Annotated in this window: 3 protein-coding genes; 2 read left to right on the top strand and 1 reads right to left on the bottom strand. The window is 47.1% G+C overall.

The genetic code is table 11. The annotated features are described in order from the left end of the window. Positions 1-22: 22 nt before the first annotated feature. On the top strand, positions 23-184 hold the full coding sequence (locus A8140_RS25440) for a hypothetical protein (protein ID WP_005431757.1): 162 nt from the start codon (positions 23-25) through the stop codon (positions 182-184). Positions 185-297: 113 nt separating this feature from the next. Beyond that, positions 298-564: a hypothetical protein gene (locus A8140_RS17455; RefSeq protein ID WP_005533336.1), complete on the top strand. Its 267-nt coding sequence runs from the start codon at positions 298-300 to the stop codon at positions 562-564. 263 nt (positions 565-827) lie between these two features. Here the strand turns inward: A8140_RS17455 and A8140_RS17450 are convergent, their stop codons facing one another. Next, on the bottom strand, positions 828-19460 hold the full coding sequence (locus tag A8140_RS17450) for a retention module-containing protein (protein WP_087490662.1): 18633 nt from the start codon (positions 19458-19460) through the stop codon (positions 828-830). Positions 19461-19816: the final 356 nt, after the last annotated feature.

The following is a 19816-nucleotide window of genomic DNA, read 5'->3' as shown; positions in this document are numbered from 1 at the left end:
CAAGAAACGCGAGGAGGTCGAGATGACTACTCAACAATTTAATGAGTTACGAAAGAAGATTAATGAGTTGACTGCTGCTCAGCTGAAATCACTACAAGGTGACATTAACCATTCTCTTCATAAAAAAGAAAGCCCTTTACTATCAAGTGAAGAACGCGAGATGCTGTCAAAACTGTTTGCTTAATCAAACATTGAGTAAAAGCACTTGCACGAAATAACAACACTTCCTATGCTAACAAAAGCATAACAAGTGAGAGGGTTAACATGCCAGTATCGGGAATTCAGTCCGGATATAATATGATTCAGCTGTCGCAGAAGATGGCTGAAGGTGCTGCGCATGAAATCCAACAAGACTTTGTTAAAGAAAACGATTTGACCTTCAATAAAGTGGATCTCGTCAAAGACAACGAGCTAGCGTTTAATAAGGTTGCCTCTGAATTACCAGCCAATCCAATCGAGCCTCTCGTCAACCTAACTCAAGCGGCAAGCTACAACCGTATCGGCGCCTCTGTTGTAGATAAGAACAACGAAGTGATTGGCAGCCTGCTCGATATCCACGTTTAGTCATTTCTTCACCTCTCATCATTTGCCCAAGTTTATCCATTTCTTTGCTTCATTCAGCCACTTTCTACCTTCTTTCGTTGATTTATGAACCATCATTGCTAGTAGATGTGCCGCTGAGCTATCAAACGTATCACTAGAGTGTGCTCGACTTCATACATAGTAAAAGGACTGAATACTAAAAAGCGCGATAACTCTATGAGCTATCGCGCTTTTGCTTTCGTGTTAGTTGCCCTTCTTTGAGCTAACGACTCTGTTGCCTCTCGTTAGCCATTACTTAGAACATTATTGTTCAGCAATGATTCAACGATTTCATTCGACGTTAGCCCATTGAAGTCTATCGAGTCGCCCAGATGTTCGACGACGATCGTCTGGCTTACATTTGCGTCCGTGGTGATACTCAAGGACACAGCTTCTGTCGACGCATCATAATCGGCTGTGATGTGGTCAAGCAGATCATCCATATCGATCATCGGGTTGCTTAGATCAGAGATAACCTCTCGCAAATCAATACTGTCCTCGTTCACAGTAAAATCAGTAATGGTATCAACTGCCCCTTCATCCACTGAATCAACTGTCCACTTGAAGATATCACTGCCGTCTCCACCCGTTAAGATGTCCGACCCCAAGCCGCCAATAAGCACATCATCACCGTCTCCACCGACGATAAGGTCATCACCCTCACCGCCCGTCAAGTTAATGCCGGCATCTCCACCAACAAGATAGCTGTCATCGGTCGTACTTGACTGATCAATATCGTCACTATCGTCGCTGACATCCAAGCTAATTTGGACAGGCGCAGACTGGGCTTCATCACCATTAGATTCTGTAGATATCGCCGTAACAGAAATATCGTAAGAGCCTATATCAATACCACTGTTGGTGTCCGTCGCCACTATTTCTAGCGTATCAATTTCATCGCTTGGTACTGTCCAAGTGGTACCATCGAAGCTGATGCCTGATGGAGAAACACCGCTTGTCACCTCAGCACTAGCAGGTACACCCGTTAGTTCCAGTGAAAGCACCTCGTCAATGTCGGTCAAGGCCGCCATGATGCCAACGATCGCGAGACCTTGGCCGCTTGCTGTTTGGCTCGCAGTAATCTGTCTAATGTAGTTAAACTGAGGATCAATGCCCAACGTCGGAGTATCAGCCACAGGCGTCACATTAATGGTGAAGTCTTGATTCGCTTCTAACGCCGTGCCCGCCGCGTTCTCGAAGTACACTCCATTATCTTCGACTTTCACCGACAAGGTGATAGAGGAAGCGTCAACATCTCCCGCATCGACAAATACGCCATCTGAGGCGTCAGTCGCACCAAGAACCGCGTTAATGTTATCTGGGGTACCCATCAGAATAACTTCACCAGCTATACCCGCTCCAACAGTAACGCCACTGCCTACAGGAGGCTCAACACGCACATCTCCCTCTGTCACACTCAAGGTAACGGTCATCAACTCATTCGCTTGTGCACCAGTAAAATCGATATCACTCACGCTAATGCCCGTAATCTTCTGACCACCCGCCTCGTTGATCGTATCTGTAACCGATGTCGCTGTAATTTCAGGAGCATCATTGGTTGCTTCAACATTCAGTACTGCCGTTCCCGCAATCGTGATTGGATCTGGCGCGCCGTTAGTGGTGCCGTCATCCGTGATTTCGTAAGTGAAGTTAACGTCACCAAAGAAGTCTGCAGCAGGTTCAAACGTCCATTCTGTCGCATTGACTTGGGTTAACGTACCAGCCGAAGGATCCGCCAAAGCGACATTACTAATGGTCAAGTTATCTGATTCAGGGTCACTCGCGTTACTTAGTAGCTCAGCTGCTGTAATACTTACAGCCCCGCCATCCTCTTCGGTACTGGTTAGCGTCACCTCTGATGTGACAGGAGAATCATTGACCTCTGTGACTTCGAAGGTTGCTGTTCCCGGCGTCGTTTGAGGATCGGATGCGCCATTCGTCCTGCCGTCATCGGTAATGTCGTACGTAAGCTCGACTGTGCCGTTGTAACCCGGCGCTGGTGTAAATGACCAAGTACCAGAGACGCTATTGAAATCCAATGTACCGCTACTTGGGTCGACTAATTGGACGTTACTCACAGTCAATGTGTCGCTTTCAATATCAGAGGCATTCGCCAACAAATCAGCTTGAGTAAGCTCAACCGCCGCACTGTCTTCCGCAACATCAGAAAGTGTCACTTCAGATGTTGTTGGTGCATCGTTCACTTCCGTTACATTGAATGAAGCCGTGCCATTAACCGATTTAGGATCGGATGCACCATTTGTCGTACCGTCATCTGTAATGGTGTAAGTGATTTCGACAGGGCCGTTATAGTCAGGTGCAGGCGTAAACTCCCATTCCCCCGTCACGTTGTTGAAGCTAACACTTCCAGAATTTGGATCCGTTACCTGCACGTTGCTGACCGTGAGGTTGTCGCTTTCAATATCCGTAGCGTTTGCAATTAACTCCGCTTCGGAAATAGAGAACACGCCACTGTCTTCAGCAATATCTGCTAGGGAAACAGGCGTCGTTTCTGGCGTATCGTTAACTTCTGTCACTTCAATAGTAAAGCTACTGCTGTTGGTGTTTAGTGTGTCATCCACGCCACCAATTACGAGGCCTTCATTACCTTGGTCATCGATAGTCACGTCAACTTGAACGTCACCAAAGAAGTTCAGGTCTGGATTGAACTCAATCAGCCCGTTGGCAATCGCATTGTTTAGATCAGCAACAGTGCCTTTAAGCTCAACAGAGTCCGTACCATCGCCACTCACGGTTAGGTTGTAGTTCGTCACGAGCGTTGGATTTAGCGCCAAGATACCATTGTCGACGGTAACATCGAGCACGTACTCAGCACTCGGATCATCCAACACGGCATCAACATCGGTAATGCTAAAACCATCTAACAGAAGTGGCGTATCCTCTGGTGTTTCCACATCCGCCGTGTTAACAAACTCTGGACGGTCATTAACCGCTTCGACTTCGACATTGACATCAAATTCTTTTGGCGTACCTAGACTTTGACTTCCATCTAGACCGGTATCAACAGCCTGAACTTTAAACCCTAGCGTGCCATTCCAAGAGTTATCGTTGCGATCGCCCGAGTTAAACACCACTTTATCGAGATCTTGGGCGTCAATCTCTAGGACGAATACACCACCGCCTTGGTCAACAAACGCCGTGCCGTCTGCAAGTTCAATACTTGCACCATCTGGCACATTTGTAATCTCGACACGTAGCGTTTCTGGATCGTTTTCTTGATAGTTCGCACCATCACCAATCGATTCTTTGTTATCAACCACCAGCGCATTGATGTTGATATCAATGTCCTCACCCTCGTTCCCTGACACCAAAGAATCTGGGTTTACATCAACATCATCACCAATTGGATCGATGGTGACCTTGAAAGTACCCGTATGCTCAGTCGGCACTTTCAGCAACTCCTCTTGAGTAAATACCGTGATACCGATATCCACCTTACCACTGAAGTTTTTCGGTGGTTGAATTTCAATGTCACTTAGGTCAATAGATGTCTGCCCTGGGTTGGCAAGTTGAATACTCCACTCACCTCCGCCATTATTTTTGACCGTGTAATCAGATGAGCTTGAATCCACGAGAAAATCTGTTGGTAGGCCCGTAAGCTTCAGGGATACAAATTCTTCAGAGCCGTCATTATCATTTAGGCTAATGGTGAGACCAGTGCCCGACTGACTGAGTGATATGAGCGTATCTTCATCACCCGATATCTCAATTGGCTGTGTAGGATCGGCGCCGCTGATCGTAATATCATCCACAACAGGCGTAATTTCAAACGATACGCTATCGGTAAATGTACGCACATCCACATTATCTCCAGGATTCGCAAGCGTCGTTTGATTGATGAGAGCGGTATCGGTGATCTCTCCTTCAATGTTAATTTGAACCGTATTTTGTCCACCACCAACTGGGTAGTTCTCTTTCGGCTTGAATAACACTTCATCCAAAGCACCCGCCGCAATCTCAGCAGCACTGAACTCAACACTTGTGCCTAATGAGTTACCACTGGAATCGACAAATTCGCCTAGAGTCGTATCATCCAGTGTCAATTTCACATTGGTAAGCGTTTCTCGCCCTGCCAATATGCCATTGCGATCGTCCGCAAAGTCGATATTCAAGTTCAGTTGAATCAGACCATCTTCATAGCCGACACCATCATTGGTAGGGACATCAATACTCAGATCATTTACTGGCTGTTTATCTGCGTCTAGGCCAAGCGTGCCAGTTATATCCAATGTGATATCTGGCGTCACATCAGTATCAAGCGGTTGATCACCAGAAGAACTCGGCACGTCCGCAATCGGCAATACTTGTACCGGGATAGATTCAAGTGTGCTCTTCTCATCACCTGACAATGTATCGGTAGTCACAAAGATAACTGGTAGCTCAAAGTCGCCTGCCCAGTCTTCACCAACACGTAAGGTGAGGCTGTCTAAGCCCGTAATATTGCCACTGGCATCAATACCAGCTTGGAAAACGTATTTACCATCGACAAAGTCAACGTCTGTGCCCACAACCACCAAGCCAGGAGGAGCCCCAGGAGCAGAAGGGTCAATCACAACCGTAAGAACATCTTCGACACCATCGCTGTTAATCGTGGTAAGTTTCGACGCAAGCTGCGAGCCAAAATCAATTAAATTGTCTTCATTGGCATCAATCTGGACGGTATTGTCTAAATCAATCTCAGCCGCCACACTCGTTTGTGGTGCGATATCAGTTGGGAACTCTAGAGTAATATCGGTTTGACGAATAACGGTCGCGTCTTTCTCTACCGCATCTTCACCTAAGTCATTGACTTCAGCAAAAATCGTCAAACCAATCGATGAAATACCACCATTGTCCGCATCATCAGAATCATCGTTTGGTGTTAGGTCCAACCCCGCTGGCGCAATAATCGAGAAGTTCTCTTCATCGGTGATCGTCCAACGGCCACCACCTTCATTAGAGGCACCAACAATGATTAATTGATCAAGAATTTCAGGGTCGGTATTGCTGAACTGCACAACTAGTTGCGTTACAACTTCATCTGACGAGTTATCAAATTCTTGATATTTGATGATGTTGGCACCCGTTTGGCCACCAGCGGATGTATTAATAGTAAAGTCTATATGACCTAGTGCATCCGAGCTCACGACATCGGTTGTTGTACCTCCGGCATCTTCGACGAGAAGACGAGTTTGATCGGCAATCGGCCCTGTTAAATCTTCTGCTTCAACAATTGGGTTAACAGTCACATTTACCGTACCGTTAATAACAGCTGAAGCAATGCCTTCACCCGGATTACTCGCATCGACATATTCAGCGTCAATTTCTTTCACCGTCACTTGGGTACTCAAGCTAAAATCAGTGCTTGAGTCTTGCTCGAGTTGAACTTGGATGTAGCCATCTTGAGTCACTCGCGCGGAGAAATCTTGCTCTGACTCGTTAGCCTCTGGGGTCAGCGTGATACTACCGCCTGTTACCGTTTGAGCAACGCCATCCACGTAGACAGTACTTCCCGCAGGGAAGCCACTAATAGTCAATTCCGCGTAAAACTCGTCGGCATCAGGACTTTGAGTCAACGTTGGCTCCCAATCAATATTGGTACGGGTATCTTCGTTGCCCTCAGAGCTCACAACATAGTTATCTTGTGCATCAATGATAGGCACAACTTTGATACGAATTTCGCCTACTGAAGAGCGAGTGTGACCATCATTTTCCGTGACAACGGTAGTTACCGTAATCGTGATATTTTCTGTTGACGAGTCTTCAGGTCGAATGATAATCCCTGAACTCACACTAGCATCGGTGATATTAGCCTCATAAATCGGTTCACCAGCACCGTCGTATCCGACAAATGTTAAGTCTATAGATGAACCATCGCTATCAAATAGATGCACACCTTCTGGTATATCTGATAGAAGAACCGTAATAGATTCCGAGTCGTCCACAGGATTATCTTTCAACTCTCCAGAAACTACACTAAATGCAAGGTCGATCTCGCCATGTTCATCGATCTTAGCCTCTATACCTCGAATGTTACCGTCATCAAAGACACTCCATTCCCCTGCAACATCGTTCAATTGAATATCCGGAATATCAGCGACACCTTTTACTGCGACATTCACGGTTTGTGTGCCCAACGAGAAGATATTCTGAGCAGAACCAGACGACAATGACGCGTTATCTTTTACTATCCCTTCAGCATCAAAGGTAAAGTCATTATTGCTATGCAGAGGAGGTAACACTTCCACGTCAGCCAAGTTAGCTTCTGGGATTTCATAGTACAATACGTTACCACCGCCATCCGTAACCGTGTTGATCTGGCTTGGGCTAGCATTGTCCAACCACACCAATGTCACGCCATTTTCAGAGAAGTTTGAAATACGAACAAACAACTCTTCCGAACCATCGATATCAACAGATGGCGTCATCGTAATGACTTCACTCAACTGGAGTGGATCATGGTCTGTCACAGGGTCTACGGTATCTTGAGTTCGCGCATTATCCTCAAAAATGTTGATGCGATTCACCACAAAATCGGCTTGGTCAGCCACTGGGCTAACGTCAATCACAATTTCTTCGGTTTCAGAGCGCGCCGTTTCTTTGCCCGTGAGTGGATTTGTGCTCTCAGTAGTAATCGCCGTCACATCAAGCTTAATCTGACCAGAGAAGTGCTCAGATGGATCCACTTCGACCTCATCAATTCTGCTCGCGTCTACTAGGTATTTACCACCGACCTCTGGAATTGGGGTACCGTCAGAGTAGACAAGCGTCGCGCTGGCTCCGCCCTCGGTAAAGACGAGCTCATAAACAATAGCCTCTGGGTTGCTGATGTCTTGCGTGTTCGCTTCGATATCCAATTGAACATTGTTGCCATCTTCGTCAACGGTATAATCGAAGATACTGCTTGCATTCCATGTCGCGATATCAGCGACCGCATCCACTTCGATATCCAAGCGACCGTTGATTGTGTGGTCTGGCGTACCATTATTAAGAATTTCAACACGGATACGAGGATTGATACCTGAAGCATCCGTTGATGAATGACGGTCCGGCACAAAATACAAGTTTTCTAAGGTAACAAACTCACCACTGAAGGACTGTTCTACATTTGATGCATCAAGAACGACGGTGTTACCCACAGGCGTTAATTCAATATAGTTGCCGCTACCATCTTTGTAGTAGAAAGTACCGTTATGGGTGCTTGCGTCTCGGATCGTAATATCACCCAGACTTTCTGTTCGATCGATATCATGCAAATTAATAACTAAGTCGACTTTTGCTGGGGTGATATCCAACGCTGATAAATTATCTTGAGTGTTTGCAGAATCAATACCTGCAACCACACCACCTCGCCCTTGGTCTTCAAAAGCGAGAACCGTAGACGTATCGATCTGAGCATTTCGGTCCGTAACCGAAATATCGACATCTGCGTCGCTGGTATCGCCGTCGCCATCGGTCGCGACAACGTTAATAGTGAAATCAATGGAGTCTGTTTCTGTATGATCAATATCGTCATTCGGACGGAAAGTCACTCGTCCATCCGTACGCACGACTAAGCGACCAATTTCTGTATCAACGCCATCAAGGACTTTATGGACAAAGACGGTTTGATCACTGCCATTTAGGTCTATGGTGTCGGAGTCTACGCCGTTTTGCTTGAAGTAAATTCCTGAGTTATCTGCGGTAAATGAGGTAATCTCTGCACTATCAGCACCGTAATTTAGGTCCCCTTCAACCGGGTCTGTAAACAGTTGTACTGTTCGACCACCCTGGCCTTCTACGCGCGAGATTGATGCATCATAAATGGTTGGAACGTCATCAGTAATAGAAACTGGCAGGGTGATTCCAGCCGTGTCACCATCAACATCTGTAGCAAATACAGGAAGGTTGAGGGTTAGTTCATCCTCCCCTTGTACAGGATGATCTAATATCCCCTCCAAGGTAAATTTGTAAGAGCCATCGGCATTCAGTTCTAAGGTGAATACTGAGTTTCCATCCGGAGTCTGCCCTTGATAGGTGTAGTTGTTGTTGCTTACTGCAGTTTGAACAATTGTCACCGATAACCCACCGGAAGTGGCTCCTGGAATAGGGTTTGAAGTCAGATCCAGTTGGTAAGAGACAACGGTATCTGCTCCTTCCACCGTATCGAAATTACCCGTTGCTTCTAGGCTGTCTTTATTGGTCAACTGCGAACCGTTAACTAAGTCATCCTCGTCTAATGAAAGCGCGTCGGCTGATGTGATTTCAGGAATATCATCAACAATGGTGATTGGAAGGTTCAATGATGATGACGTATCACCATCAAAATCTGTCACTGTAATTGGGATATCAATGACAAGGTTGTTTTCACCTTGAACAGCATCATGGTCGATTGGTCCCAACAGTTCAAATTGGTAACTGTCGTTATTCGCATCAAGAGACAACGTGAAGATCTTGGTTGAGGTGCCCGTAATCACTGCTTCATAACTGGTTACGCCACCAACAGTACTCACCAAGTTAAGCTCAATGTTTTGACCGTTGGAAGTTAACCCTGACACAACAGAATTAAGGTCAGAAACTTGGTAGCTGACAATCTCATCCGCCCCATCAACAACTTCAAATCCACCGGTTAGTACCGTTGAATCGCTACTTGTCGTGTCTGAGCCACCAGCAAGATCATCTTCATCGGCTGTTTGTTGGCTAGAGTCTGTCACTTTCACAATCGCTGGAACATCGTCCACCACTGTGATCGGCAAGGTGATATTATTTGAAACATCGCCGTCAGAATCGGTCGCGTTGACTGGGAAGTTGATGACTAAAGAGTTTTCATCGTTACCCGCAGGATGATCAAGTGCGCCCAACAGTTCAAATTCATAGCTGTCTGCTGAGCCATTTAGCGTCAGTTTAAAGACGGTATCCGTCGTACCTTGTACATAAGCTCGGTACTCAATCACACCGTTTGAATTTGAGAACTCAACCAACTCAAGCGGTTGACCACCTGAGGTAAGTCCAGATACAGGTGACGTCAAACTATCCAACTGGAAGCTAACGATAGAATCGGCACCATCCGTAACGTCAAAGTTGCCGCCAATGATATTGGATTCTGGCGTATCGTCCGAACCTTGACTTGGAATATCATCTTCATCCACAGACAAGGTACTACCAGAGCTAATAGCATCAATGGTTGGCTTGTCATCTACGATCATCACTGGCAAGGTCGCAGTGATGGTATCGTTGTCGCCATCCGTGATCTTCACAGGTAGATTCAGCAAAATCTCATCAGAGTTAACCGCATGATCTAACTGACCAGATAACTCAAAGTCGTATTTACCATCTTGATGAAGTGTCAACGTGAAGACCGTCACTCCACTCGGAGTTTGTCCTACGTAAACAAGCGCGTCAGCAGTTGAAGCACCAACGTCTTGAGAAAGTGTTACCTCTTCTCCACCCGATTTCAGATTCGGGACAGGATTTGAGTTTAGATCCAATTCGAAAGCATCAATACCATCTGCGCTAGTAACTTCGAACTCACCTGATACCGTTAATGGCTCTTTCGTGACATCAGAGCCAAGAGGTAAGTCATCTTCGTCGACACGTAGACTTTCAATATTGGTAACAACTGGAACATCGTCCACAACGGTAATTGGCAATGTGAAGGCTGGTGAAGTATCACCATCATTATCTGTCGCCGTCACAGGGAGGTTGATAACAATTTCGTTTTGCTGATTACCATCTGGATGATCAAGCGGCTTCTGTAAATCGAATTCGTAGGTGTTGTTCGTTGCATCCAACGTCAGTTCGAACACCACTTCAGCAGGATTGCCAGCGACACCTTGGTAGACGTTCACGCCGTTTACGCTAGAAAACAGAACTAAGGTTATAGCTTCACCATCTGAAGTCAGTGACGCAACAGGCGTGGTCAGGTCACTCAGCTGAATAGAAGCAACTTGGTCAGCACCTTCGGTGATATCAAAAGTACCCGAAATAACAGTATCTTCTGGACTTGCAGCATCCGTACCTGCTGGTAGGTCATCTTCATCAACGGTTTGTTCGCTGCCTGCTAGTAAACCATCAATGGTCGGAACATCATCCACAACCGTAATTGGTAAGGTGATGTTGTTCGACACGTCTCCATCAAAGTCAGTCGCGTTTATCGGTAAATTGATGACCAGTTCATTTTGGCCATCAGCATTTGGATGATCGAGAGGAGCAAGCAAATCGAACGTGTAGCTATCATCAGAAGCATCAAGGGTCACACGGAATACTGGTGTCGCCGTGCCATCAAAACGAGCTTCGTAAACTGAAACGTCACCTGCGTTTGATACTTCAACCATAACCAGTGATTGACCACCAGAGGTCAGGCCTTGTACTGGCGTCGTTAGGTCAGAAATACCGTACTCGACAATACCATCAGAACCATCAGTCGCGATGAAGTTACCTGCAATGCTGTTCGACTGCGTCCCATCAGATCCGACTGTTGGGATATCATCCTCATCAACCGTTTGCACACTTGTTGCTTCGATGCCACCAAGTGTCGGCTTGTCATCAACGATCTTGACAGGAATTGTCTCAGCAGACGTGTCGCCATCAAAATCTGTTGCGATGATTGGGAAGTTAAGCGTTAACTCATCACTATCAACAGCATGATCAATTGGCCCTTCTAGCGTGAAGTTGTAAGAGCCATCAGTATTCACTGTTAGCGTAAAGACCGCTTCAGTACCCGCTGTCGCCTCGTAAGTAAAGCTTCCATCACCATTTGCAGTTTCCGTCAGTGTGACTGCCACGCCTTGTGATGTAAGGCCAGCCACTGGTGTTGCAGACGCGTCAAGCTGATAGCTCACCACTCGGTCAGAGCCTTGTGTGGTAGTGAAGTTGCCATCGATTGAAATCGGGTCAGTCTGATCTGAGCCGATCGTGCCTAGGTCATCTTCATCAACGGTAATCGCGTCGACATCGGTAATAGTTGGCTTATCATCTACGATGGTGACTGGGATCGTTTCTGTGGTGGTATCACCATCAAAATCCGCCGCGATGATTGGGAAGTTCAGCGTCAGCTCATCACTGCCTACCGCATGATCGATTGGACCTTGAAGCGTGAAGTTGTATGAGCCATCCGTATTCACTGTCAGCGTAAAGACAGCATCGGTTCCCGCGGTTGCCTCATAGGTAAAGCTGCCATCACCGTTTGCAGTTTCCGTCAGCGTCACTGCCACACCTTGCGATGTTAGGCCATCAACTGGCGTTGCAGAAGCATCCAATTGGTAACTCACTACCCCATCAGAGCCTTGCGTTGTAGTGAAGTTGCCATCAATGGAAATTGGGTCAGAGCCGTCAGAGCCAATCGTCGTTAAGTCATCTTCATCAACCGTGATGGCATCTACGTCAGTGATGGTTGGCTTATCATCAACGATGGTGACAGGTAGTGTTTCTGTCGACGTATCGCCATCAAAATCTGTTGCGATAATCGGGAAATCGATTTGCAGGCTGTCGCTATTCACCGCATGGTCTAGTGGGCCTTGCAGAGTAAAGGTGTAGCTGCCATCTGGCTTCACAACCAATTCAAATACGGCATTGCCATCTGCTGTAGCAGTGTAAGTAAAGCTACCATCACCATTTGTTGTCTCAGCAAGTACGACAGGATCACCATGAGAGGTTAACCCTGATACTGGATCTGCTGTTGCATCAAGCTGGTATTTAACAACGCTGTCCGAGCCTTCCGTTGTGGTGAAAGAGCCCGACATAAACGCATCATCGTTTTGGTCTGAGCCAATTGAGGCAAGATCATCTTCGTCTACAGTCAGTGGGACAACGTTATCAATGGTTGGCACATCATCAGTAATCGTGACTGGAATGGTCGCGGTCGTCGTATCGCCATCAAAGTCTGTCGCAATGATTGGGAAGTTCAGAACTAATTCATCGCTATTTAACGCATGATCAACCGGACCTTCCAGACGGAAGTTGTATGTGCCGTCAGCATTCACATTCATGGTGAAGACAGGGTTGCCATCCGCGGTAGCCACGTAAGTAAAGCTGCCATCGGCATTCACAGTCTCTACCAAAGTAACAGGCTCACCTTGAGAAGTTAAACCTGCGACAGGGTCAGAAGTTGAATCAAGTTGGTAGCTCACTACACGGTCTGAACCTTGAGTCGTCGTGAATGCACCTTCAACATAAACAGCGTCAGATTGGTCTGAGCCAATGCCTGATAAATCATCTTCGTCTACAGCCAGAGGCACAACATTATCGATGATTGGTGCATCATCCGTGATCGTAACTGGAATGGTTGCCGTGGTCGTATCACCATCAAAATCGGTGGCAACAATTGGGAAATTAATCGTCAGGCTGTCGCTATTGGCAGCATGGTCAATCGGGCCTTGCAGCGTAAAGTCGTACGTACCATCTGTTGCTACATTCAACGTGAAGACTGGATTGCCATCTGAGGTCGCCACATAAGTAAAGCTGCCATCACCGTTGGCAGTTTCCACCAAGGTAATCGCTTCACCTTGAGATGTCAGACCCGCAACAGGATCAGCGGTTGAATCCAGTTGATAGCTCACCACTCGGTCAGAGCCTTGAGTGGTAGTAAACGCCCCTTCAACGAACAAATCGCCGCCTGAGCCTGAACCCACACCACTAAGGTCATCTTCATCGACACTCAACGCATCCACCGCTGTGATGGTCGGTACATCATCAACAATTGTGACTGGAATGGTTTCAGTAACAGTATCGCCATCAAAGTCGGTTGCGATAATTGGGAAGTTCAGTGTCAGCTCGTCACTATCCACCGCGTGATCAATTGGCCCTTCTAGCGTGAAGTTGTAAGAGCCATCAGTATCTACTGTCAGACTAAATACTGGGTTGCCACCCGCAGTCGCTTCATAAGTGAAACTACCATCACCATTTGCGATTTCTGTCAGTGTGACAGCCACGCCTTGCGACGTTAAACCGTCAACCGGTGTTGAAGAAGCATCTAACTGGTAGCTCACCACTCGGTCTGAACCTTGTGTGGTGGTGAAGTTACCATCAATAGAAACCGGATTGCTTTGGTCTGAGCCAATTGAGGCGAGATCATCTTCATCAACCGTAATGGCATCTACGTCAGTAATAACTGGCTTATCGTCCACGATGGTGACCGGGATAGTGGCATTTGTGGTGTCACCATCAAAGTCGGTCGCGGTGATTGGGAAGTTGAGCGTTAACTCATCACTATCAACAGCATGATCGATGGGGCCTTCAAGCGTGAAGTTATAAGAGCCATCAGTGTTCACTGTCAGTGTAAAGACCGACTCGGTGCCTGCTGTTGCTCGATAGGTAAAGCTGCCATCACCGTTTGCGGTTTCAGTCAGCGTGACGGCCACGCCTTGCGACGTTAAACCGTCAACTGGTGTTGATGTGCCATCAAGTTGGTAACTCACCACTCGGTCAGAGCCTTGTGTGGTAGTGAAGTTGCCATCGATTGAAATCGGGTCAGTCTGATCTGAGCCAATCGTGCCTAGGTCATCTTCATCAACGGTAATCGCATCGACATCGGTAATGGTCGGTTTATCATCCACGATGGTGACTGGGATCGTTTCTGTGGTGGTATCACCATCAAAATCCGTCGCGATGATTGGGAAGTTCAGCGTCAGTTCATCACTGCCTACCGCATGATCGATTGGACCTTGAAGCGTGAAGTTGTAAGAGCCATCCGTGTTTACTGTCAACGTAAACACAGCATCAGTTCCCGCTGTTGCTTCATAGGTAAAGCTGCCATCACTGTTTGCTGTTTCCGTCAAGGTCACAGCTACACCTTGCGATGTTAGGCCATCAACTGGCGTTGCAGCAGCATCCAATTGGTAACTCACCACCCCATCAGAGCCTTGTGTCGTGGTGAAGTTGCCATCGATTGAAATTGGATCTGAACCATCAGAGCCAATCGTCGCTAAGTCATCTTCATCCACGCGGATCGCGTCTACGTCAGTGATGGTTGGTTTATCGTCAACGATGGTGACAGGCAGTGTTTCAGTTGAGGTATCGCCATCAAAGTCTGTCGCGATAATCGGGAAGTCAATTTGCAGGCTGTCCCTATTCACCGCATGGTCTAGTGGGCCCTGCAGAGTAAAGGTGTAGCTGCCGTCTGGCTTCACCACCAATTCAAACACGGCATTGCCATCTGCTGTGGCAGTGTAAGTAAAGCTGCCATCGCCGTTAGCAGCTTCAGCAAGTACGACGGGCTCACCATGAGAGGTCAACCCTGCAACTGGATCTGCTGTTGCATCAAGCTGGTATTTAACAACGCTGTCTGAGCCTTCAGTTGTGGTGAAAGAACCCGACATGAACGCATCATCGTTTTGGTCTGAGCCAATTGAGGCGAGATCATCTTCGTCTACTGTTAGTGGAGCAACGTTATCAATGGTTGGCACATCATCAGTGATCGTGACTGGAATGGTCGCGGTCGTCGTATCGCCATCAAAGTCTGTCGCAATGATTGGGAAGTTCAGTACTAATTCATCGCTGTTTAACGCATGATCAACCGGACCTTCCAGACGGAAGTTGTATGTGCCGTCTACATTCACGTTCATGGTGAAAACCGGATTGCCATCCGCGGTAGCCACGTAAGTAAAGCTGCCATCGGCATTCGCAGTCTCTTCCAAAATAACAGGCTCACCTTGAGAAGTTAAACCTGAAACAGGATCAGAAGTTGAATCAAGTTGGTAGCTCACCACTCGGTCTGAACCTTGAGTGGTCGTAAATGCGCCTTCCACAAACACTGCGTCAGTTTGGTCTGAGCCAATGCCTGATAAATCATCTTCGTCTACAGCCAGAGGCACGACATTATCAATGATTGGTGCATCATCCGTAATCGTGACTGGAATGGTTGCCGAAGTCGTATCACCATCAAAATCGGTGGCAATAATTGGGAAATCAATCGTTAGGCTGTCGCTATTAGCTGCATGGTCAATCGGGCCTTGCAGCGTAAAATCGTAAGTGCCATCTGTTGCTACGTTTAACGTGAATACCGGATTGCCGTCTGCGGTCGCCACATAAGTAAAGCTGCCATCACCGTTGGCGGTTTCCACCAAGATAATCGCCTCACCTTGAGAGGTCAGCCCCGCAACAGGATCAGCGGTTGAATCCAGTTGATAGCTCACCACTCGGTCTGAGCCTTGAGTAGTGGTAAACGCCCCTTCAACGAACAGATCGCCGCCTGGGTCTGAACCCACACCACTAAGGTCATCTTCGTCGACACTCAACGCATCCACCGCTGTGATGGTCGGTACATCATCAACAATTGTGACTGGAATCGTTTCTGTGACGGTGTCGCCATCAAAATCAGTTGCGATAATTGGGAAGTTAAGTGTCAACTCGTCACTATCCACCGCGTGATCAATTGGCCCTTCAAGCGTGAAGTTGTAAGAGCCATCAGTATTCACAGTCAAAGTAAATACAGGGTTGCCACCCGCTGTCGCTTCATAAGTGAAACTGCCATCATCATTTGCAGTTTCTGTTAGCGTGACCGCTACACCATGCGAGGTTAAACCATCCACCGGTGTTGCTGAAGCATCGAGTTGGTAGCTCACCACTCGGTCTGAGCCTTGTGTGGTGGTGAAGTTGCCATCAATAGAAATCGGATTGCTTTGGTCTGAGCCGATAGATGCGAGATCATCTTCATCAACCGTAATGGCACCCACGTCAGTAATAACTGGCTTATCGTCCACGATTGTCACTGGGATAGTGGCATTTGTGGTATCGCCATCAAAGTCTGTCGCGATGATTGGGAAGTTCAGTGTCAACTCGTCGCTATCAACAGCATGATCAATTGGCCCTTCTAGCGTGAAGTTATAAGAGCCATCACTGTTCACTGTCAGCGTAAAGACCGCTTCACTCCCCGCCGTCGCCTCGTAAGTAAAGCTGCCATCACCGTTTGCGGTTTCAGTCAGCGTGACGGCCACGCCTTGTGATGTGAGTCCTGCAACTGGTGCTGCAGAAGCATCAAGCTGATAGCTCACCACTCGATCAGAGCCTTGTGTAGTAGTGAAGTTGCCATCGATTGAAATCGGGTCAGTCTGATCTGAGCCAATCGTACCTATATCATCTTCATCAACGGTAATTGCATCGACATCGGTAATGGTCGGCTTATCATCCACGATGGTAACAGGCAGTACGATTTGGCTTGTGTCACCATCGAAATCGGTAGCAATAACGCTAAAATCAAGGGTTAAGCTGTCGCTATTTGCCGCATGGTCGATTGGACCTTGCAGCTCAAAACTGTACGAGCCATCAGTATTCAAAATTAATGTGAAGACTGCACTACCATTTGCCGTTGCGCTGTAGGTGTAACTGCCATCTGCATTTTGCGTTTCGGCAATGGAGACGGTTTGCCCTTGAGATTGCAGGCCATTTAATGGATCAGCGCTTACATCCAACTGATACTGTACGACGCCATCAGAGCCCTGAGTTGTCGTGAACTGACCTTCAACCAACGTTGGCTGTGATTGGTCAGAGCCTACCGAACTTAAGTCATCTTCATCGACGGTAAGAGTAACAACGTCATTAATGGTTGGCACATCATCAGCAATGGTAACTGGTAGAACAAGTGAGCTGGTGTCACCGTCAAAGTCCGTTGCGACAATATTGAAGTCTAGAGTTAAGCTATCACTACCCGCAGCATGATCGATTGGACCTTCAAGGGTAAATGAATAAGAACCGTCAGGGTTCACTTGTAAGGTGAAGATAGCGTCCCCTTCTGCCGTTGCAGAATAGTTAAAGCTGCCATCTGAGTTGGTTGTTTCCGTCAGAGAGATAGGTCGACCCTGAGATTCCAACCCATTTAGTGGATCAGTGCCGCTTTTTAATTGATAACTTACAACACGGTCTGAGCCCTGAGTCGTCGTGAAACTGCCTTGCGCGAGCACAGAGTCGCTTTGATCGGAGCCGATGCTTGATAAATCGTCTTCATCGACGGCTAGTGCCTCAACGCCATCAATCGAAGGAACGTCATCTTGAACTTGAATGACAATTTGCGCTGCTTCTGGTGTGTTCGAACCGTCGGTAATCGAGGAACGGTCACCATCCGCATCTACCGCGTAAACTGGCAGTGAGAAAGTAAGCGAGTCATCGTTAGCACCCGTATGGTCAAGTTGTTCATACAAGTTGAATTGATATTCGCCCAATGCAGGTGCATCAATCGCCACATCAAATACCGTAATACGCAAACCATCCAGCTCAATGAAGCCTTCGTAAGTACGTACGCCGTTACTCTCGGACGCAAGTTCCAGTTGAACAACCTGCCCTTGAGATTGGAGTTCTCCACCAACATTAAACTCTGTAGGTTCCAACTCATAGTGATCAATGATGTCACTACCGACCGCTGTCGTGATCGCCCCAGTACCACTTGTTACTACCGCGCCTTCATGTGAACCTTGGTCAACCCCCGCCTCGTCTAAAGACAAGCCCGTCACGTTCTCAATCACTGGGTTATCGCCATCAAGGATGGTCATCGTAAAGGTGTTGCTTGCCGTATCTTGGTCAAAGTCGACGATTATGGTTGGCAAAGAGAGCTCAATCGTATCTTCACCGTTTGTTTGTTCTAACGGCTTAAATTGCTCAAATTGGTAGGTACCATCGGTGTTCAGACTGATGGTTAAGACGGTTTCACTCGAACCAGCAATGGACAAGGTGATAGTACTGCCGTCTTCAGAGAGTACCGCTTCTGTCGCCTGATTATCACTCAGTAGGCCATCGAACTCACTAAGTCCTTCTTGATTAAACGTGACCGTTGCTAATTGATCACTACCAATATCAACAAAGGTGCCAGTGATTGGTGTAGAAGAAGATTCAACGTTTTCAAAAGTAACGTTTTGCGGCGCAGGATCATCGCCATCAATAACGGTTGTCGTAAAATCAATAGGCGCTTGAATGCTGTTACCACCAATATCTGCGCCTGTAATATCAAAAGCGATATTGATTTGATCACCGACGATAGATACTTGACCATCAGCAACAGACGCGACATGGTCAATACCCTGGCTAATCGTGGTAACGACCTCTAACTCTAAATCACGACCTAAAGACGTCGCTTCGATCTCGATACGAAGTACTTCGTTACCTTCTTGGGTGCCAAAAATGGCATTTTGCGCTTCGTCATAAACGAACGCTACTGGCTGACCACCAGAAGTAATATCACTGTTAAGCTCAGTTAACAGAGACTCTAATGAGGACGTCTCAGGTACAAATGAAGCAGTATCGAGTGCGAGATCACCAGCTTCAACCTGCACAGTGGAAGAAATGGTTTGCGGGTAGCTTGATAGAGAAATGGAGCCTTCTACTACCTGAGAAGAAAGAGATTGGCCACCATCGGCAAAAACAGTGACATTTAAGCCGTCAGGATCATCTTCAGTATCCGTGTTACCAGTCGGAGCTGAGGTTTCAAAAAACGTTGAGGCCAATACTTCAGGGTTATTGTATTCAACAGTAACAAAGCCTGCGTTTGCAGACCCAGAACCACCGCCGCCACTAGCCGGACCCGCGGCTGTGGCTTCAAGGATAGCCGTAGGGTCAGCGCCTTCTAAAATGGCTTGCTGAATCGCGGCAACATCCTCAGCCCCAAATTCGGCGTCAGCCGCCGCTGTCGGATCGACATTGATTTGGCCATCAACGGGCGCTTGAACAACCGCGTCTGTCGGTTGTTGCTCTAAAGATGGTGCTGGTATGCAGGCTACACAATTCTCATCCACGAGATAGAGTGAGCCTTCCGCGATCACTTCAATTGAAGCGCCGTTTTCAGTGATGATGACATCACCCGGAACTAATACATCCCCAACGTTTATCGCTCTCACCTTCCCCTCAAGGCTTAGCGCGTAAACATCCCCTTTGACAGCATCTACTACAACTTCTTGCGGCACAGCTTGTGTACTCATCTGACCCCCGCTAATGGCTAACGCACTTCGTTAGACCTTTCTAAATTATTTTAGTTTATAGAAATGTGATTCACATTATCTCACCAGACTGATTTAACTAACTATTGAGTCAATAAACAATCAAATTTTGTTCTTTCATTAACAACATGAAATGAAAACCTCACCAAGTCACAAATATGCGACACATGTAGATGTAAATTATCTATTAATTATATGAAACAAAACACTTATTAAGCAAAAGTTAGTTTCAATCCAGTGAGAAGAAAAGTTGAACAACCTAAGAAGTGAGAATCAAGCCACCAGTGCCAATGAGTAAGGGTAGAAAGGCAAACAAAACATCGTATGTAGAGGAACGC

This window comes from Vibrio campbellii CAIM 519 = NBRC 15631 = ATCC 25920, assembly GCF_002163755.1.
Taxonomy (GTDB): domain Bacteria; phylum Pseudomonadota; class Gammaproteobacteria; order Enterobacterales; family Vibrionaceae; genus Vibrio; species Vibrio campbellii.
This window is presented reverse-complemented; position numbering and strand designations above follow the sequence as displayed.

Bases quoted from the DNA above. Each gene is read 5' to 3' on its own strand.
- A8140_RS25440 (WP_005431757.1), top strand. From the start codon at position 23: ATGACTACTCAACAATTTAATGAGTTACGAAAGAAGATTAATGAGTTG.
- A8140_RS17455 (WP_005533336.1), top strand. From the start codon at position 298: ATGATTCAGCTGTCGCAGAAGATGGCTGAAGGTGCTGCGCATGAAATC.
- A8140_RS17450 (WP_087490662.1), bottom strand. From the start codon at position 19,460: ATGAGTACACAAGCTGTGCCGCAAGAAGTTGTAGTAGATGCTGTCAAA.